Source organism: Candidatus Poribacteria bacterium (assembly GCA_028820845.1).
Classification (GTDB): Bacteria; Poribacteria; WGA-4E; order WGA-4E; family WGA-3G; genus WGA-3G.
This window is the reverse complement of sequence record JAPPII010000030.1, coordinates 22,499-41,698: the sequence shown is the minus strand read 5'-3', so window position 1 is coordinate 41,698 and position 19,200 is coordinate 22,499. Positions and strand designations below refer to the sequence as shown.

23 protein-coding genes are annotated in these 19,200 nt (G+C 49.8%); 12 read left to right on the top strand and 11 right to left on the bottom strand.

Annotation, left to right across the window (positions count from 1 at the left end; all coding sequences use genetic code 11):
* Positions 1-76 precede the first annotated feature (76 nt).
* From OXN25_07510 to OXN25_07455, 12 genes are all read left to right on the top strand, one after another.
* Entirely contained in the window at positions 77-694 is a 618-nt protein-coding gene (locus OXN25_07510) for a hypothetical protein (GenBank protein MDE0424697.1), read from the top strand.
* Between the two features lie 4 nt (positions 695-698).
* Positions 699-1,412, top strand: coding sequence for a hypothetical protein (locus OXN25_07505; protein MDE0424696.1), 714 nt, complete (start codon positions 699-701; stop codon positions 1,410-1,412).
* The gene (locus tag OXN25_07500) at positions 1,409-1,960 is read left to right on the top strand and encodes a hypothetical protein (GenBank protein ID MDE0424695.1); all 552 of its coding nucleotides are present in this window, start codon (positions 1,409-1,411) and stop codon (positions 1,958-1,960) included. The genes OXN25_07505 and OXN25_07500 overlap by 4 nt, the downstream gene beginning before the upstream one ends.
* Positions 1,961-1,963: 3 nt before the next feature.
* Positions 1,964-2,683, top strand: coding sequence for a hypothetical protein (locus OXN25_07495; protein MDE0424694.1), 720 nt, complete (start codon positions 1,964-1,966; stop codon positions 2,681-2,683).
* A complete protein-coding gene (locus OXN25_07490; protein ID MDE0424693.1) occupies positions 2,680-3,834 on the top strand; it encodes a hypothetical protein in 1,155 nt (384 codons plus the stop codon). Before OXN25_07495 ends, OXN25_07490 begins: the two co-directional genes overlap by 4 nt.
* Positions 3,835-3,877: 43 nt before the next feature.
* Entirely contained in the window at positions 3,878-5,380 is a 1,503-nt protein-coding gene (locus tag OXN25_07485; GenBank protein MDE0424692.1) for a hypothetical protein, read from the top strand.
* 330 nt (positions 5,381-5,710) lie between these two features.
* On the top strand, positions 5,711-6,571 hold the full coding sequence (locus OXN25_07480) for a peptidyl-alpha-hydroxyglycine alpha-amidating lyase family protein (protein ID MDE0424691.1): 861 nt from the start codon (positions 5,711-5,713) through the stop codon (positions 6,569-6,571).
* 151 nt (positions 6,572-6,722) lie between these two features.
* Positions 6,723-8,144 carry a Glu/Leu/Phe/Val dehydrogenase gene (locus tag OXN25_07475; protein MDE0424690.1) on the top strand — a complete coding sequence of 474 codons (1,422 nt, stop codon included), beginning with the start codon at positions 6,723-6,725 and terminating at the stop codon, positions 8,142-8,144.
* A gap of 31 nt (positions 8,145-8,175) precedes the next feature.
* The gene (locus OXN25_07470; GenBank protein ID MDE0424689.1) at positions 8,176-8,781 is read left to right on the top strand and encodes a hypothetical protein; all 606 of its coding nucleotides are present in this window, start codon (positions 8,176-8,178) and stop codon (positions 8,779-8,781) included.
* 128 nt (positions 8,782-8,909) lie between these two features.
* The gene (locus OXN25_07465; protein MDE0424688.1) at positions 8,910-9,662 is read left to right on the top strand and encodes a pyridoxine 5'-phosphate synthase; all 753 of its coding nucleotides are present in this window, start codon (positions 8,910-8,912) and stop codon (positions 9,660-9,662) included.
* Entirely contained in the window at positions 9,659-10,300 is a 642-nt protein-coding gene (locus OXN25_07460; protein MDE0424687.1) for an HAD-IB family hydrolase, read from the top strand. The genes OXN25_07465 and OXN25_07460 overlap by 4 nt, the downstream gene beginning before the upstream one ends.
* Positions 10,301-10,308: 8 nt before the next feature.
* Complete coding sequence (locus tag OXN25_07455; GenBank protein MDE0424686.1) at positions 10,309-11,022, top strand: pseudouridine synthase; 714 nt, start codon at positions 10,309-10,311, stop codon at positions 11,020-11,022.
* A 29-nt stretch (positions 11,023-11,051) separates the two neighbouring features.
* Here the strand turns inward: OXN25_07455 and OXN25_07450 are convergent, their stop codons facing one another.
* From OXN25_07450 to rimI, 11 genes are all read right to left on the bottom strand, one after another.
* Complete coding sequence (locus tag OXN25_07450) at positions 11,052-11,663, bottom strand: hypothetical protein (GenBank protein ID MDE0424685.1); 612 nt, start codon at positions 11,661-11,663, stop codon at positions 11,052-11,054.
* Between the two features lie 120 nt (positions 11,664-11,783).
* Complete coding sequence (locus OXN25_07445; protein ID MDE0424684.1) at positions 11,784-11,975, bottom strand: hypothetical protein; 192 nt, start codon at positions 11,973-11,975, stop codon at positions 11,784-11,786.
* Positions 11,976-12,026: 51 nt separating this feature from the next.
* The gene (locus OXN25_07440) at positions 12,027-12,224 is read right to left on the bottom strand and encodes a hypothetical protein (GenBank protein ID MDE0424683.1); all 198 of its coding nucleotides are present in this window, start codon (positions 12,222-12,224) and stop codon (positions 12,027-12,029) included.
* A gap of 112 nt (positions 12,225-12,336) precedes the next feature.
* Positions 12,337-13,725: a tRNA uridine-5-carboxymethylaminomethyl(34) synthesis GTPase MnmE gene (gene mnmE, locus OXN25_07435; GenBank protein ID MDE0424682.1), complete on the bottom strand. Its 1,389-nt coding sequence runs from the start codon at positions 13,723-13,725 to the stop codon at positions 12,337-12,339.
* A gap of 99 nt (positions 13,726-13,824) precedes the next feature.
* Positions 13,825-14,445, bottom strand: a complete 621-nt coding sequence (locus OXN25_07430; protein ID MDE0424681.1) for a protein jag — start codon at positions 14,443-14,445, stop codon at positions 13,825-13,827.
* A 73-nt stretch (positions 14,446-14,518) separates the two neighbouring features.
* The gene (gene yidC, locus OXN25_07425) at positions 14,519-16,354 is read right to left on the bottom strand and encodes a membrane protein insertase YidC (protein ID MDE0424680.1); all 1,836 of its coding nucleotides are present in this window, start codon (positions 16,352-16,354) and stop codon (positions 14,519-14,521) included.
* Between the two features lie 70 nt (positions 16,355-16,424).
* The gene (yidD, locus tag OXN25_07420; GenBank protein ID MDE0424679.1) at positions 16,425-16,634 is read right to left on the bottom strand and encodes a membrane protein insertion efficiency factor YidD; all 210 of its coding nucleotides are present in this window, start codon (positions 16,632-16,634) and stop codon (positions 16,425-16,427) included.
* A gap of 107 nt (positions 16,635-16,741) precedes the next feature.
* Positions 16,742-17,101 (bottom strand): ribonuclease P protein component, encoded by a 360-nt coding sequence (gene rnpA / locus OXN25_07415; GenBank protein ID MDE0424678.1) that lies wholly within the window; start codon positions 17,099-17,101, stop codon positions 16,742-16,744.
* Between the two features lie 3 nt (positions 17,102-17,104).
* A complete protein-coding gene (locus tag OXN25_07410) occupies positions 17,105-17,617 on the bottom strand; it encodes an HNH endonuclease (protein ID MDE0424677.1) in 513 nt (170 codons plus the stop codon).
* A 309-nt stretch (positions 17,618-17,926) separates the two neighbouring features.
* Complete coding sequence (locus tag OXN25_07405) at positions 17,927-18,706, bottom strand: isochorismatase family protein (protein MDE0424676.1); 780 nt, start codon at positions 18,704-18,706, stop codon at positions 17,927-17,929.
* Positions 18,696-19,178 carry a ribosomal protein S18-alanine N-acetyltransferase gene (gene rimI, locus OXN25_07400; GenBank protein ID MDE0424675.1) on the bottom strand — a complete coding sequence of 161 codons (483 nt, stop codon included), beginning with the start codon at positions 19,176-19,178 and terminating at the stop codon, positions 18,696-18,698. The genes OXN25_07405 and rimI overlap by 11 nt, the downstream gene beginning before the upstream one ends.
* Between the last annotated feature and the right edge of the window lie 22 nt (positions 19,179-19,200).

Below are 19,200 nucleotides of genomic sequence, written 5' to 3'. Positions count from 1 at the left end.
CAAAACCTAACAAAAATGTCAATAACTTACACAATGTAAACACTACCTAACAACTTTTGTGTTGTTTGTCTTTTGCTTGCACACTGTACAACTTGGATTTGCTCAAGTTGGGAGCACAGAAACCCCTGAAGAAACAGCCTATCACCAGGCTCTGACGAATCTCGGCACGAAAGACCGTAAGTTGATGAAGATTAAAACGGATTTAACCGCTTCAAAATCGAGTATTGAGAAGATAGATGGCAAACTTTCGGCTGCGGAAGTTGCGAGATTAGGAAATGTCGCTCTCGTAGCGGCTGCGATTTTATCTGGAACTGCGGCGACGGCAATAGCTGCGAAGACGGCAGCGGGTATCGTTGCTGGCAAGAATGTTGCGGAGATCATCAACACTGCGATTGAGGATAAGGGCTTGCAGGCGACGTTGAAGGAGCTCCAGCAAGGGGCTTATGATCTCGAAACAGAAGTGATAGATCAGACAGCCGTGGTTCAAACCCAGGCAGAGAGGGTCAACGAGAAACTGGCGGCGTGGGAAAAGGCGTTGCCCGAAGGTGAATATCGCGAGGTGTTTCTCGGGGATTCGATGGCGGGTTTGATGCTCACAGAGGTTAAGTCAAAACAGGTCACACTTGAAAGAGACGATGAGCAGGTCGTCTTGAAACTCAAAACCGATATTTTTCTCAACGCAAAAAGGAGATAAACGCATGTTCAATCGACTGTTATCCCAGAATCGTATTTTCACAGCACTCGTGTTGGTATTGGTCTTTGTTGCCAGTGGTCTGTTGTATCTCAACACCGTCAAACGCCAAGCTGACCGGGACCTCCAACGCACCCAAGAGAGGCTGAACGCCTCAAAACCGCCCCCCCCGGGCGAGACCGCTGAGAGCGGACACTGGCACGGCGACGAGTGGCACACCGGCTCCCATGAGACCCCTGCTCCCGCCGGGGCGGCTGTTTCTGGTGGCGTTGAGTTGCCGGCGGATGTAGAAACCGCGGCCCCGACACCTTTAGGTCTCTCCGAAAAACAGACGCATCCCTCTGGGGTGGCACTGTCCGAAGCCGCATCGGAGCAGGGCACCCCTAGTGACCTACCGCGCCTGCCTCCTCTTCCTCCGGATCCTGAATCTCCCGAAGAGCTCCTTGCACGGAACGCATGGCATGACGCGCTTATAGCGGAACATAAGCGAGTTCTTGCTATGCCAGAACGGACAGAAGCCGAACTAGAAGCATATTTAGCGGCGAAAAAGGCACTGGAAGCGAAATGGGCTGCTTTCAGAGCTCACATGGACGAGCTACAGAGACAACATGAGGATTATATGGCTATTATGGCTGAGCGTCGTCGAATTCGTCAGCTTCACCGCGCCCAACAGCAACAACAGCGCGCCGCGGAAGCCGAAACACAAGGAGGCACACAATGAAAAGAAACAATTTGAGCGTTGTTCGTCTGTTCTATGTGCTGTGTCTGCTTCTCACAGGCCCCTTTCTGTTCGCTGCGGCAGCAGCAGGCGAAGACGATGACCCGATAGAGAAGTACAAGGAACTCTCCACAAACAAACTGCATCAGACGTATATGACATCAGAAGAGAGTCTGGGAAACGCTGTTGGAAACCACAACGAGGCTGTTAGGAAGGTCGAAAAAGTTCGCGAAGATATTGATGAGAATAAAGCGAGTATAGATCAGACCACGGTAAACTCGTTGATTAACTTGATTCGTATTGCGGGTGCTTCGTTTGCAACGTATATCAGCGGCGGCACCGCAACAGCGGTGATAATTTCGGCCGGGTCCGTTACTGTTGGGAGTCAGGTGATTATCTCGGCAGAGAAAGTAGAACTTTGGGAAAAGGGAGAGGACCTTGAGAACCTCCTTGATGAGGTCAAGTCAAAACAGGCAACACTTGAAGGAGCAGGTGAGCGGGTCGTCTTAGCACTCAAAACGGATATTTTTCTCAACGCAAAAAGGAGATAAGTTATGTTGAACAAGAAGCTTTGGCTACCGATTTTGATTGTATTGTTGATTGTAATAGGTATTGGTGTGTGGCGAGGCCAGCAAGTTTCCGAGCAAGCCCCTATCAAGGTCTACAAACCCGTAGAAGTTGAAGATACCGAAGTCCCACCGAAAGTTGATGATGAGACCGCACAAGGTGGGCATTTTCATGAGGATGGCACTTTCCATACTGAACCGCATGAAGCAAATGGGATGGAAACCCCTACATCCGGGGAAGCAGCATCCGAACGGAACGACACCCTTGATGCACCCAGTGCCTCGGGAACGGGTTCACAGCGTGAAGGGGTTGCTCTGGATCCCCTTACGTCTGAAGAACGCAAAGCACTTGAGGCGAAAATCCAGCAACTTAGGGTTGAATATAACGCACTCACGCGCGTTAGCGACCCAAAGATTACTCAGTCAAGAAAACTTCTAAAGGAGGCAAAAGAACTCCAGCGCAAACAAGAGGTGCTCTCGGCAGAAATGTCTGCGATCCGTACGGATAAGTGGCTTTTGAAAAAAGAAAAGGAACGCCGCGAGGCACCCCTTTTCGAAGAGTGGAAACAACTAGGGGACCTGGTAACATCAAAGATAGATAGGTCTGAGGTACTGGATACAGAAGTCATCAAGCTTCTTGAACAACAGAAGGCGATCTCAAAAGAGATCGAGGCTCTGCGGGGTCAATTGCAGGAGAGGCAACGATGAAAAACAGACCAATTTTTCTAACAACTTTTGTGTTGTTTGTCTTTTGCTTGCACACTGTACGGCTTGGATTTGCTCAAGGTGGGAGCACAGAAACCCCTGAAAAGCAAGCCTATCGAGATGCCGTGACGAATCTCGGCACGAAAGACCGTAAGTTGATGAAGATTAAAACGGATTTAACCGCTTCAAAATCGAGTATTGAGAAGATAGATGGCAAACTTTCGGCTGCGGAAGTTGCGAGATTAGGAAATGTCGCTCTCGTAGCGGCTGCGATTTTATCTGGAACTGCGGCGACGGCAATAGCTGCGAAGACGGCAGCGGGTATCGTTGCTGGCAAGAATGTTGCGGAGATCATCAACACTGCGATTGAGGATAAGGGCTTGCAGGCGACGTTGAAGGAGCTCCAGCAAGGGGCTTATGATCTCGAAACAGAAGTGATAGATCAGACAGCCGTGGTTCAAACCCAGGCAGAGAGGGTCAACGAGAAACTGGCGGCGTGGGAAAAGGCGTTGCCCGAAGGTGAGAAGCCTATATTCGATGACGAGGAAGCCAAACCGATAGATGTTGCCTCGAAGTTTCCCGATCATACCCGCGAGATAGACCCACCCTCTCAGTCGGAAGCCTCTACAGAGACGCAAGCGTGTCGTGGGTGTATGGAATCGCTCCAACCACCTTATGATGATACCACGATAATACCGCCCGATCCTATATCACAACAAGCTGTGAAAATAAACAAGAAGGTCTATCGGGATCACGGTGTTGTATGTGCGGAAACGCGGCACTCGACGGGTAAGACATGCGAAGGTGGGTTATATTTCACGTGTCCAAACCCGAATGCCGGCACCGTCACGGCGTGTCGGCATGCTGCGGATCATCGCATAGTGGGTCCCTGTCCGGAGGGTGAGGAGAAGCATACATACGCAGCCGGTTCACCGGGGAAGCATGGTCAACGCGTGCGGTGTGGTTCGGTAGGTCAGACGGCGAAGCAATCTGATGGGAGTTTGATTATTCAGGTCTGTCATGAGATGGTTTGGGAATGTGCGCGTCACGGTTCACATACCTGGTCAAGGGTGTCAGTGTCCGCGGAGAATATCTGTCCGGAATGTGGGTTGCCTCATAACATCAGCGGTTCGGGTTCGGGTTCGGGCTCATAGAGTGGGGTGTTTTCACGATTTTCAAAAGTAAGGAGTTTCTGAAATGAAACAAGTTTTTTCTCTATTTTTATGCGGTGTTCTGTTTTTGAATGTGCTGCCGAGTGTTTTCGGTGCAGAGTCCACGCCCTCGGATCCCAACATCGGTCAACCGCACTATGTGAAGTGTGCTGTGTGTAAAACGCACTTCTGGTCGTGCACAGAGTCGGATAAACACGGGGTCGGGGTCTGTGATAAAGCGACATCCGCAGAGACGTTGGCGTGTGGTCATGCTGTGGGTTCAAAGGGGATTCATCTGCGGGTGTCTTGTGAGTTTTGTAGCGAACAGTTTTATTTCTGCGATGAGGGTTTAGGGCATGGTCTGGCGCGGTGTCCTCGCAATGACAAGGGGGAGACGTGCACGGTCAGTGGGGGGCGGATGATCCTGTGTGCCGATCCCCCGCATCTGCATAAGTATCCTTCGGAGCCGCGTCCGTGTCCTGCTGCGAGGTGGACGGGCTGCGATGGCACCGGCACTGCTCATAAACGGACGTGTCTTGCGGGTCACACGTATTATACGTGTAATCTGACGGCGAAAGCCGCACATGAAGCACATACCGCCTCGGATGCTGCTCCGAACCCAGACCCGCTGGAGCCGGGGCAGAATCCGGGAGATTCAAGTTCTCAGGAGCAGAAGCACAAAGATGACGATTCGGAGGGGTCTACCCGCCAGCAGGTTGCCTGTCGTGCGGATGCGTGGACGAGTTGCGGTGGGACGGTCTCACATGCGGCGACGTGTCCTGCGGGTCACACGTATTACACGTGTAATTTGACGGCAAAAGCCGCGCATGAAGCACATACCGCCTCGGATGCCCCGCCGCAGGCACCGCCAAAGCAGACTAATAACAACAAGGACCAATCGGGTGCTAATCAGAACAAGGATGGGAACACCAATTCCAACAAGGATGGGGACTCCGATTCGGATTCCAACAACAAGGGTGGCGATTCCTCGGAAGGCGTTCGCAAGTGTGGACATACGAAGTCTGCGAGTGGGGATCATTCGTTTGTCTCGTCGTGTTCGGCGACGAATGCGAATGGCGATGCGTGTGAGCGGACCTCGGGATATTGGACGTGTAAGGGACATACGCACAAGTTCCCTGAGAAGCAGCCGACGTGTCCGGCGCATGGGTGGACGGATTGCGGTGGGGATGCGGGGGATCATGATGCGACGTGCGCTGCGGGGCATGCATATTATACGTGCAATACGGATGCAGCGGAGAGACATTCAAAGCATAAAGCTGCTCCGCCATCGCCGCCACCGCCGCCACCACCACCCCCACAAGCGGATTCAGATCCAGACTCGGATGACGACGATGATGCCTCCGATGCGGACGACGACTCGGATGACGATGACTCTGATGAAGAAGCTGATGACGATGCAGCGATGTGTGGTGCACACGGGTGGACGGGTTGCGGGGGTAAAGCCGGTGACCATGATGCCGTCTGTGGCAAGGGGCATTCGTATTATACCTGTAACGCCTCAGCGAGTGCATATCATGCCAAACATTAGCAATCTCCAAGAAAATGGCAAAAGGGTGCGAAGTCAAATCGCACCCTTGCTTTGAACCTTAACTGAACCTTCCGATTTATACTTCATTTGCCCAACCCTTTCCCCAACGGGCTACAGATTTCCTATATCCGAGAGAGCATAACCTTCAAGCGAAGTAGCAATGAAGTATTCTATCATCTTTCCACAGACTTCCCCACAGTTTTCATAACCTACGCGCACACGCAGACAGCGAATATAAAAATGCGGTAAACGAAAACCAAATTCCACTTGAGAAATTGTCATAAACCTGCTAAAATGAATGCTAATCCTTTTAGAGTTGGGGGAAAACTTATGGTTTTTGGACAAGGCACACATCAGTATACGGTAGAAGAAAATTGGTGGACACTCCCAGAGGGTTGGGAATTTGGCTGGGTTCCTGCTGTCGCCGTTGACTCACAGGATCGTGTTTATGTCTACAGTCGGAGCGAACACCCGATGGTCGTCTTCGACCTCGATGGCAACTTTCTGACCTCTTGGGGTGATAACATCCTCAAGGACGCACACGGGATTTTTATCGATGCCGACGATAACATCTACTGCACGGAACGGGACACACACGTCATGCGGAAGTTTACGCCGGAAGGTGAACTGCTAATGACACTCGGCACACCCGATGAACCCGGCGCAGACGGAGAACCCTTCAATAAGCCGACGGACCTGGCAATCGGACCCGATGGTGAAATGTATATCACTGACGGTTACGGCAATGCCCGTGTCCATAAATACTCGCCTGATGGTGAACTGATTAAGTCGTGGGGTCAGCCCGGGACGGGACCTGGGGAATTTGATCTTCCACACTGCGTCAGAGTCGATCCGCGCAATAGACTTATGGTCGCTGACCGTGAGAACAACCGGATCCAGTTCTTTACGCTCGATGGAGAGTACATCGAAGAGTGGGGAGACCTCCGGCAGCCAGACACCATCTATATCGACGAAGAGGATCTTGTCTATATCGCCGAATTAGAGCAGCGCGTTACAATCATGACCTTGGACGGTGAAGTCGTCTCCCAATGGGGTTCTGAACGTGGGAGTACCGTCCCCGGTGAGTTTTTCGCATGTCCACACGGGATCTGGTTAGATTCAAAGGGCGATATGTATGTCGGCGAAGTTCAAGCAGACGCGCGACTCCAGAAATTCATTAGGCAGCGGTAAAATCGTTCTTTAGGGTGAAGGGTCTCATGTTACGTCCCTGAAATCTAAACTACTATAGGGTGAGGTCTCCGTACCTCGCCATCTCAGGTCTAAATTATTGTAGGGCGAGGTCCCCGTGCCTCGCCCGTCACTACATTAAGGTCGAAGTAGCATGGCAGAAAGTTTCTCATTTTTCCAGAAAGTAAATAGGGATTTTGATAAAGCTGCCCAATTCACCGAATATCCCCTTGGACTTTTGGAACAGATAAAGATTTGTAACAGCTCCTGCCATTTCACATTCCCGATAAAGCGGGACGATGGGACTATTCAAACTATCCACGGGTGGCGGGCAGAACATAGCCACCATATTCTACCCACGAAGGGGGGTATCCGTTATAGCACGCTTGTCAACGAAGATGAAATTATGGCACTTGCGGCACTGATGACTTACAAGTGCGCCCTCGTTGACGTGCCGTTTGGTGGGGCAAAAGGGGGTATCCAGCTGGACCGACGCGAATATTCGGAAAGCGAATTGGAGCGGATCACCCGCCGTTATACCTATGAATTAATTCAGAAGAACTACATCGGACCTGGGATAGACGTCCCCGCACCGGACTTCGGGACGAGTGAGACCGAGATGGCGTGGATCCTCGATACTTATATCACAATGGCACCCGATAAACTTAACGCCATCGCATGTGTAACAGGCAAACCAATCACACAAAACGGGATTCATGGTCGGAAAGAGGCGACTGGACGCGGTGTTGTCTTCGGCTTGCAAGAGGCATGCAGTATCGTAGAGGATATGAAGCAGCTTGGGCTTTCTCCGGGTTTACACGGGAAAAACGTGGTCATCCAAGGTTTTGGAAATGTCGGTTCCCACGCTGCCAAGTTTCTGATGGAGGCAGACGCACGCGTTACGGGGATTATTGAGCGAAACGGTGGTATTCATGATCCACAAGGCTTTGATGTAGAAAAAGTCGCCATGTATCGTGAAGAAACCGGTTCAATCCGCGGGTACCCGTGTGCCCAGTCTATTGAGAATCCGAACGACGGTCTGGAATTAGAATGTGATATCCTCGTGCCAGCTGCGCTTGAAAACCAACTGACAGCGGAAAACGCTCCCCGAATCAAAGCCTCCATTGTTGCAGAAGCTGCGAATGGACCCACGACACCGGATGCCGATAAAATCCTTCAAGAACGCGGGATTATGATTATACCGGACACCTTTCTTAACGCCGGTGGTGTGACGGTCTCCTATTTCGAGTGGCTCCGTAATTTGTCACACGTCCGATTCGGAAGGCTCGGCAAACGTTTTGAGGACCAGACACAACACGCAATGCGCCGTGCCGTCGAAAAAGCCACTGGCTACCAGTTTTCGGACAACGAACTCGAAATAATACACGGTGCTGATGAAGAAGATCTCGTAAACTCTGGACTTCAGGATACGATGATAAACGCCTATCAAGAGATACGTGAAACCCGTATGCAACACAAAAGTAAAAATGACGACGTGGATTACCGCACAGCGGCGTTCATCAATGCCATCCACAGAATCGCGAAGTCCTATATGCAGCTCGGTATTTTTCCTTAATCACGTTGTGATTCGCGAAAGGAGGGGTACAATGGCTTATAGCAACTTTACATTAGCAGAAGTTCGTACGACATTTCAATTAGAAACGGTTGAGGCTATAGGGCTCTTTTCCAAAATAGAGTCAGTGCTTCCGAGATCTCATTTTACAGAGGAACTGAAAAAAAAGGTGCCCTTAGCCACTGCTATAAACACAGAGAAAGCCCGATCAGAACTGATTGTCGCCGATGTGTTGTTTGAACTTCGCGAACACTGCAAGGGCAGTATCAGTCTCTTTTCTGGGATCGACTTTAATGTTGATGCTGAAAACGGCTTGACGGGTGTATGCGACTTCCTCATAAGCCTCTCTCCAAGGCAATTGCTTGTAGATGCCCCCGTCATCGTCCTTGTAGAAGCAAAGAAAGAGGATTTGACCGGCGGACTCGGACAGTGTATTGCCGAGATGCTCGCAGCCCAACGCTTTAACGGAGAAAAAGGAAATAACATTCCTTGCATTTATGGAGCCGTCACATCAGGGACAGACTGGCTATTCCTTAAATTGGCGGAAAAATCTGTGTACGTTGATTTGACCGTCTATCAAATTGCGCAATGTGAAAAAATTCTTGGTATCCTTACGAGTATGGTCAATCAAAAAGCGTAATGGACAGGACTTACGCACTCCCCTGGTAGGTGCGGTTTCTAACCGCACCGAACCCTGATAGAAAGTGCCTTCATCATATCAAAATGGGCGTTCTGATCCAATTTTGCGTAAGTCCTGATGGAGAAAAAATGATAGCATTAAGTGTAAATGTAAACAAAGTCGCAACATTGCGAAACTCACGAGGTGGCGATATTCCGGACATACGCACTGCAGTTGATACTTGCGTCGCTGCTGGCGCGCAGGGGATCACGGTGCATCCCCGCGAAGACCAACGACATATCACACCAACAGACGTGCAGGACATCGCCGAACGATTAATAGAAATCAACACCCGAAAATCACCTGCTATCGAATATAACATTGAAGGCGATCCGAGACCTGACCTCATTGATATGGTACTTCAGACGAAACCGACGCAGTGCACGCTCGTCCCTGTTGTGGCGGGTGAGGTAACAAGCCATACCGTTTGGGACATTCACAAAGATGGCGATACGTTGAAACCGATCATCGCAGCCCTGAAAGATGCGGGTATCCGTGTCAGTCTGTTTAGTGGAACGGATGTCGAGCAGATAACGATGACGCGTGACATCGGTGCGGATCGCATTGAACTCTATACTGCGCCTTACGCCATGGCAAAAACCGAGACAGAAGTTGAACACGAATTCGGATCGCTAAAGAACGCGGCACTGAAGGCGATGGATTTAGGGCTTGGGATCAATGCCGGTCATGACTTGAACCTTGACAATTTGCCGTTGATGCAGGACTTACCAGGGCTTCAGGAAGTCTCTATCGGTCATCATCTCATGGCAGATGCACTCTACATCGGGATGGAAGCTGCCGTCAAAGCATATCGACAAGCACTGGGGCAACAGATAACATGAGAGACACTAAAACGTGTGCTGTTTTCGACTTAGACGGCACGATTATCCGCCTCTCCTCAGAACAGGTTTTCCTGCGGTATCTGCTGAGCCACGGTGAGATCCCGATACCGAACTTGCTGGCGTGGGTATCCTATCTGCTGCAGGTTAAATCTCTTCGAGCAGCAAAACCTAATAAGATTTACCTTCGCGGTTTGGAGCAGACACACCTTCAGGAGATTGCCCGACGCTGCTTCACCGAAACGCTTCGTCCGAGCATAGCACCTCACATTTCCAAATTGATATATCACCATCGCGCCGAAGGACGGACGGTTATCCTGATGTCGGGTTCATTGTCCTTTCTCGTTCAACCGTTTCATGCATACTTCCAGACCGACCTAATGGTCGCACACCAACTGGAGATGGTTGACGGAAGATGTACGGGACAACGGATTGGGCTCCACCCGTATGCCGAAAACAAAGCCAAACTCACCCAACAACTCGCCGCTGAACACGGGTTCAACTTAAACCACTCTTACGCCTACGGAAACCATCACACCGATGCTCACAAACTGGAATTGTTTGGGCATCCCGTCGCTGTTAACCCAGATGGCGGGTTGCGACGCATCGCCATGGCTAAGGGCTGGCACATAGAAGAATGACTGACACGATGCGACTTGAAAAATATATTGCTACCTCAGGTATCGCTTCTCGGCGGGCGGTGAAAAAGCGCATTCTTGCTGGTGCCGTCAGCGTTAACGGCGAACCTATTCTGGTGCCAGGACACCCAATCGACACAGAGACCGATGTCGTTGAATTTGAAGGCAAACGCGTTGAGCCGTTGAAAGAGCAGATCTATTTAATGCTAAATAAACCGGCGGGCTGTATCACAACGCGCAGCGACCAACGCGGGCGTCCAACCGTTATGGACCTCGTTCGGGACCTATCGGATACAATCTATCCAGTTGGACGCTTAGACTTGGAGACCGAGGGGTTGCTACTCTTCACGAACGATGGGGATTTCGCCTACCGACTGCTACACCCAAGCCATGAGATAGAGAAAATCTATATCGCGTGGGTGAAAGGCGTGCCGCGCGACGACGTGATTCAGAAGCTCCGTCAAGGGGTCAAGATTCCGAGTGGAACAACGGCACCGGCAAAGGTCAGACGACTGAAAATAAGCAAAGATGGGCACTCAACAGCGTTTGAGGTAACAATTCATGAAGGGAAAAAACGACAGGTGCGGATGATGTTCAAAGCCGTGAGACATCCCGTCATCCGTCTGAAACGGGTACAGATTGGCACTTTGAAGTTAGGGCATCTGCCATTAGGCGCGCATCGACTTTTGACTTCGGAAGAGGTATCGGAGCTACTGCGTTTATAGGCGCGGTCTGAGACCACGCCTATCAAAAACTATTCATCGGCGTTTGCCAAATCTTTGACCCGTTCGAGCATTGCCTCAGCACTCTGCCTGATGTTTGCATCCTTGGCGTGGTGCGATAACTTTTCAAGCACTGCGATCGAGTCCTCATAATGTTCCTTAATGGCGTAGGTCACACCGAGGTAATACTGGGCAGGTTCATAAACATCGCTATTCGGATACTTGTCTATAAGCACCTTGAAGTGAGAGACCGACTTCTCAAAATACGCCTCTGACTTTTCAGCACCGGCGGTTTCAAGGAGCGTGCCGTAAGTGAGTCCCAACTGGTTGTGCAATTTCGGGATGAGTTTCGACCTATTTTTCGGATCGTGTTCAAACGCTTTCTCGCTGAACAGGACTCCTTTTTCCAACTGCTTCCGTTCCAAATAGATGAGCGCGACCTCAGCGTTGAGTTTGCCATCATCCGGTTTCGCTTCCAATTCTTCCAACTGCTTTTGGAACGCAGACTCCACCTTCAAGGCATCTTCAATCACAGGCGTAAATTGATCAGGCGGTAGGAATCCTGAGTGATATTTAATGAGTCCACCGTCTGGACTGATGAAGAGGACTGCCGGGTAAGCATTGACTCCGTATCGGCTCCGCATCTCCTCATTGATGGGACGTTCTGTGTCCTCTGGATTTACTTTGACGGAAATGAAATTTTCCGCGAGGGTGACGACGCGGGCATCTGTAAACGTTTCGGCATCCAGCCGCTTACAGAACCCTCACCAGTCGGTATAGAAGTCCATCATGATAGGTTTGTCGGCTTCCTCGGCTTCCTTCAGGGTGACCTCTACGGATTCACGCCACTGAATCTCTTCACTCGCGACGAGCGCGGGGACTGTGCCAACTATCAACAACAGAACGATGAATCCTGTCAGATATGCGGCGGTCCAGTGAAAAACGGGCTTAAACATAATGTTCTCTCCTTGTGTGTTAGATAAATACGCTAATCCAAAATTCCATTACTATTCTTCAGCTGCAGCGTTTTGATTCTGTTCAACCGCAGCTGCACTCGTTGTTTTGCTTGATAATGTTATTCGACACCTACCGCAAGTAACAACAATTTTGACGAGTTTCTTCTGTTTGCCAATATGAGACTGTTTCTGCTCTGTTTGTACGTGTCTTTGGCAGCGAGGACACCACTGTTGTTTTGCGCCTAACATGGGTAGCTCCTTTGTGATATTGTGTTTAGTATCAATGTCCTCTACTCGTCCGCAGAGAACAGTCACACCATACCACGATAAAAGTTCATTTTTTCCTTCGCCTCGACAAATATTACTTCCCGACACAGAACTGAGAGAAAATCCTATCGAGAATATCTTCCGTTGTCGTCTTGCCAACGATGTCGCCCAGGGCATCAAGACTGATTCGCAAATCGACAGCAACGAGTTCCGGAGGCATACCGTTCGCGAGACTCTCTATCGCATAATTGAGTCCATTGTGTGCACGCCTGAGTGCGTCCTGATGGCGTGCGTTGGTCACAATCGGCGATTCCCCGACAACGAACTTATCACCAAGCAGTTCCTCAGAGATAGCGGTCCTTAGTGCCTCGAGTCCTTTACCTTGGGGGATCACTGTCTCAACGATCCGCTTTTTTGGGCAGTGCGTCAGTAATGCAGCCATTGATGTCACAACCGGTAGGTCTGTCTTATTCAAGATAAGAATTGCTTTCTGCGATTGTGCTGTCTGCAAGAGGTCCCTATCGGCATCGTTTAAAGGTTGCGATGCGTCGAACATCAAGAGTAACAATTCTGCCTTGTCTAAGACGGCTTTGCTCCGTTGAACGCCTTGTTGTTCAACAATATCATCCGTCTGTCGAATACCAGCGGTGTCAAAAAGTTTCAATGGGATACCATTGATGTTAATAGCCTCTTCAATTGTGTCGCGTGTCGTGCCAGGGATATCTGTAACGATAGCGCGTGCCGTTCCAACGAGTGCATTAAGTAAACTGGATTTTCCGACATTTGGTTTACCCAATATGGCGACATTGACACCCTCCGAGATGAGTCTCCCTTCATCGGCAGTTTCAAGAAGCACCGTTAAGTCTGTCTGAACGGTGCGGGCACATTCGAGCTGCGCCTCTACCTTCATGAAATCAAGGTCTTCCTCAGGAAAATCAACAGACGCTTCAATCTCTGCGAGCAGGGCTGCGAGTCGGTCATTGAATTGATTGACAGTCTCAGAAAGCTTCCCAGCGAGTGCTTCTATTGCGATTTTTCGGCTCAGATCCGTTTTCGAGGCGATGAGTTCAGCGACGGCTTCCGCTTGTGCAAGGTCAAGTCTACCGTTAAGGAAAGCGCGTTTTGTGAATTCACCCGGTTCTGCGAGCCGTGCGCCCTGCTTTACTACCAAGTCCAATACAGCCGTGAGGGGAAGGATCCCACCGTGACAATTAAACTCGACGATATCTTCTCCGGTATACGTTTTTGGCGCGTGCATGATGCCGAGTAAAATTTCATCAATTACGGCATCGGATGCGTTAGTATCTACAACGTGTCCGTATGTAAGCGTATGCGTCGGTAGTTGTGCGGGAGATACAGCCCGCGGAGATCGGAATAAATCGGTAGCAATCGGCAGGGCGAGCGGTCCACTGACTCGGACAATGCCGATACCCGCTTCGCCGCGTGCTGTTGCGATGGCTGCGATGGTATCGTGGAATTTCATCTTTTTTAGCGGTTCGCGGTTCGCTTGTAGTTGTTGGTTAAAACCTTTAGTTATTAGAAAAACCCGCCCTTACCACGACGTTTTCTTTACCATTAACCATTAACCATTAGTTGTGATGACAACCCGACGCATGTCTCCCTCGCCTTGACTATAGGTGGATACAATATCATCCTCTCTTAAGGCGACATGGATGATGCGGCGGTCACGCGCCGACATTGGTGCCAAGACAACCTCCCGGTTGGTATACTTCACCTGCTCCGCCATTTGGTGTGCCATTTCGACGAGCCGTTCTTCTCGGCGTTCCCGGTAACCCTCGGTGTCAACAAAAACCCGCCTTTTTACGAGAGAGGCTTTATTAACAATGCAATTGAGGAGGCGTTCAATAGCATCAAGCGTCTGCCCATGCTTCCCGATGAGGAGGGCAGGACTGTCAGTGTGGATATTGAGATGTGTGCTGCCATCAACGAAATCCGATTCCACTTCGGCACCAATTCCCATCCGGCTGAGCAACTCTCTGAGAATCGTGTCGGGTGCCGAAGAGACATCTTGCTTCATTGTTACTCGGACTTTGGCAGGTTTCGCGCCGAAATTTAAGATACCTTTTGTGGGTTCACTGATGATGTCAATTGTAACCTGCTCGCGAGTCGCCTCAAGTTCATTGAGTGCCTGTTCAATTGCTTCCTCCACTGTATCGCTTTCAGCTTGAATATAATGTTGCATAGGTTGAGTCCTCCTCGTATAAAACGTTTCCGGCAGTGAAGTCGTTGACGCGGGGTATGACTATGGACTAAGTCTATTTCCGTTTGGAAGTGTTCCGTTTTTTAGTATCTGCAGACCCCGATAGGTCTTCGTCCGTCGCGCTTCGGTTCTGTAGATACTGTTGTGCTATAGTGAACACATTGTTACACAACCAATACAATACAAATCCTGATGCCCAGTTGTAAAAAATGAAGATAAAGATAATTGGCATGAATTGCATCAGTTTCATTTGGGTATTGTCGGTTGTTGGTGTCATATTGCCGACGAATTTCTGTTGAAGCCAAGTTGTTAATCCGTTGATGATAGGTAGCAGTCGAACGGCATCTATCTGTGTGACAATCAGCGGAATCGTAAAGGGCAATTCAAACAAAGTATCGGGTGCGGAAAGGTCTTGAATCCAGAGCAGGAAAGGTGCTCCACGGAGTTCTACTGCGCCGCCAAGGAGCGAAAAGAGTGCGAAGAAGAGCGGAATTTGTGGAAGCCACGGGATACAACCCCCAAGCGGATTGACACCATTTTCCTTGTAGAGCCGCATTGTGGCGCGGTTAAGCTTCTGCGGATCGTCCCTGTATTTCTCCTTCAATTCCAAAAGTTCGGGTTGGAGTTTCTGCATCTTTTTCATCGAGGCGTGCGCCTTGCGGGTAAACGGATAAGTGATAACCTTCACCAAGGCAGTCAACAGAATAATTGAGAGCCCATAGTTTCTGAAGACGGCGTGAAATCCTTGGAATAGCCAGAGCATGCCCCAAACAAGGGGGGCAAAGAATCCGAAGTCAATCACTTTGGAAAGATGTAGCGATAGTTCTGGCGCGTTGGGTGCCTCAATCGTTTTCAGAATTTTGTCGTCTTTCGGTCCGACATAGAGCCGGAATTCGTGACTGGCTTTCTGCTGAGATGCAAGATAAAAACCCGGAACAACGAGCCCAACTGTCTCTGTGGGTGCGACGACAGCGACATCGGCACCGGCACTCGCATTGGGAGTCTCTGTGAGTCTATATGTTGCCGCGATTTCCGGGTCAGGGATCATGAGCGCGCTGAAGTACTGACTATCAAGTCCTGCCCAAAGCACAGTCGTTAAAGCCTGTTCGTCTTTAAGTTTGTGCACAGGATTCCCTTCGCCGGTGTAAACCTTCGCGCCCTCTTTACCACGTCGCCCACGTTTCCCACTTTTCTTTTCGTGAGGTAGGAGGTCGGCGTTGATACCGCGTCCCCATTGGAGTTCATATCCATTCGCCGGTTCATTTCCACCCATAAGTAAAGGTTCATCAGAGACATTTTGGAAGGTAATTGCCAGATTAACAAAATAGGTGCCAGGGATGAAAGTTAACTGCTTGGCAACCTGCAGTTTTTCTGCGATGATTGTTCGGAAAGTGAGTGTTTCTACACCCTCGCCCGCTGTGAGATCGATTTCAGGCTTGTCCGCGCGCCATGAAGCATTAAGCAAGTCGAGTTGCAGTTGGTCATTTGCGAAGCGAAGTGCGAGGCAGCTCAGCGCGTTCTCTGGAATCAGGTTCAGGGGTTCATCGATGTCAACGGTCCGGTCTGGAAACTGATTGAGTTCCCACACTTTGGCAATTGCAAGTTTTTCGTTGAACACGACACTATACCTATCGGTGTGAACGCTAACTTTTGCGTCATCCGGGCTTTCCTGTAAAGGAGTCCAGAGATCTGTATCGACGGATGCCTCGGTTCCGTCGGGTGCCGTCTGTGTCGCGTCATCGGGTGGCACTTGACGTGTATCAGATGATGGGGCTGTTTCGGTCGTTGCGGATTCGTCTGGCTCGGGCGCAAACCGGTTACCGAAAAACAGGCTCCATCCAATCATGACAGCAATCATTAGGACGAGTGCGAGAATATAACGTACTCCCATTGAAATTAGGTACTCCTCATCTATGTGTACTTCTGAGACCAACCGTTTTCGACGTGGCGTGTCTACGCCGCTATTTCAGCGGGTCGAAGCCACCCGGATGATATGGGTGACATTTTGAAAGTCGTTTAAGAGTTAGCCAGGTCCCCTTGAGCGTCCCGTAACGTTCTAATGCCTGCTGTGCGTATTGGGAACATGTGGGATAGAAACGACATGAACGGGGTAGCAGCGGTGAAATGAAACGGCGATAAAAACGGATCGGTTGGACGAGTACAGCCGCCATATATGTTTTGCGGCACGTTTGCTGGTGCCCGCATTGATTCATAACTTCCAAGTGCTGCTGACAGTCTGACACGCCTGTGTTCCTCATCGGCTACTTCGGTTCCTGCGTCACGGCGTTGTGGTGATATTCGCGCTATTCAAGATAGAGGCTCTTCGGAATAAACTACAGAGCGCGTTTGCTGCTTCCTGACATTTAAGCCGAGTCGCTGCAGTTCTACCGACAACCACGATATCATAAGCTGCCTGTAGGTGAGGACATAAGTGCCGAAACGACTCCCGAATTAATCTTTTAACCCGATTCCTTTGGACGCTGTTTCCGACTTTTTTGCTAACGGTTATCCCCAATCGAGAATGCTCGAAGCCTGTCGGTCGTACGTATATCACAAAATAGCGATTCCAATACTTACCGCCGTCTTGATAGGCACGCTGGAATTCCGAACGTTTTTTTAGTTTTCTCGGATCTGGCATGATTCAATTGAGATACAGATATTTTCTCCACGACGGATGGCATCCTCGAAAATGACGGTTGAGTTGTAAATACGTTAATATTGATGGTGTTTTGGGCTGGCGTGCGAGTGTGAGTTGTGTCTCGTAGAGCATTTTATTTCCTTTTTTATTATTACATTTCTTGCACGCCGTCACAACATTTTCCCAGTTCGTTTGTCCACCCCGCGAAATCGGTATCACATGGTCGAGCGTGAGTTGTGCTGTTGGGAACTCACCATAGCAGTACTGACACGTGTAATGATCTCGGACGAGGACATTCTTCCGTGAAAATTTGACGACACTCCGTGGGACATGCACGTAGTTCACCAAACGAATTACATGTGGTACTTTTATTGCAGCACTGGGTGAATGAATCTTAAGGTCAGAGACTTCTTCCGTCTGTGCGGTGCCTTTGAAAACCATTTTCATCGCACGCCGGAGGTTGCAAACGTTGATTGCTTCATAACTTGCATTAAGTACTAAGACAGATATTTCCACTTGCAGCTCCTCTAACTTGAATGATCGGTTCTAACCACATTAACTCTTTATGTATGATACCACATTTCCCGTCAAATTGCAACTAAAATCACTATATGGCGGTCGGCTGTCAGCGGTCAGTAATCGGGTAGGTATTGGGTATAGGTGGTAGGTATTTGCTAATTGCCAACAGCTATTTTCTTATCAGAATCAGGATTTACAAGATGATTGGGAAAATGGATTGAGTAAGGAGAATCGGTGAGGTTGGGAAGAACGGTGCGGTTAAAAACCGCACCTACCTATTTAAGGGAAGATTCAAAGGAATGTTGATTAGGCTTTCGGAGTTGTTAAATCACCACTGAGGATTGTGGGACACCAGAATTTCTCAATATACTCAATGATGAGCTGCGTGCCTTCTTCGTGACTAACATAAGGCGGCTTAAACGGATTATACATCGCATCTGTGAGATCACGTGCAAGAACGGCATTGAAACCCCAACGAACCATCTGTTTAATCGCAAAAGAGCGTCCGAGGACACACATATTGGTGTGCACCCCCATGAAGATGATATTCTTAATACCCTTGTGATGAAAAAGATTGTAGACCTCTTGTCCGTTATCACTGATGGCATCTGCGTCAGCAATCTCAATGACAGGATGTTGCCGGTGCCACGCTTTGTAGGTATCGGTTTCGCCGGTGTCTGAACCACCATCGGAGGCATCAACAGGCAAGGGTGGATCAGGTAATTCCCGTTCAGGTGGCGGTTGAGCATGTGGTAATGCTAAGACCGATTGGCGCGCCGGGTGCGCCTCGTAGAAGTCCATTGTGTCGGAGGGTGCATGGATAATATGAACGCCGCTTTCCCTTGCCCGTCCAAGCACGATGTTCATCCGAGGTGCCATCACATTTACGCGCTCTGTCGCACCCCAAGACCAGTGTTCGTTCCACATATCAACGACGACAATAGCCGTTTCAGCGGGGTTCCAGTGGACCTCTTCTTCAATGATACGCCAACCGTTCCTGCCAGCCGTCCGCGCCTCCTGTCGGCGGGTTGAGAGTGAGAGGGTTTCAGTGGCTGAAAAGGTCTGGCTTAAAATGTTAAGTAGCATCGGTTTCTGGTGCTCCTTTGCGAAAAAGGTAAGCGTCCTTATGACGACCGTAGTAGTTTTTGCGGGTGCCATAGATGCGGAACCCGAACTGTCTGTAGAGGTATTGTGCTGGTAAGTTATTGACAGCGACCTCCAAGAAGACCTCGCGTCCGTCGTGTGCGGCTATCATCTCTAAAGCTGAAGCGAGGAGATATTTGCCGATACCTTGTCCGCGATAGGCAATTGGCACTGCAATATTTAAAATATGCGCTTCTTCATAGAGAACAGCGAACACGATGTAACCCAGGATGGTGTCTTCGCACCGCGCAACGTAAAAAAAATCATAAGATCTCGGTCGCTTCAGGGACAGTGTAAAATAGGTCGCGCTCCATGGGTCCTCGAAGCATTCGTTTTCTATGTCCAGGACCTGTTGTAGGTCAGATAAGCACATCGGTTCAAATGTGAGATTTCGGAGCGAGTTTTGGGTTGCCATTTCCGTATTTTTCGGGCTACAC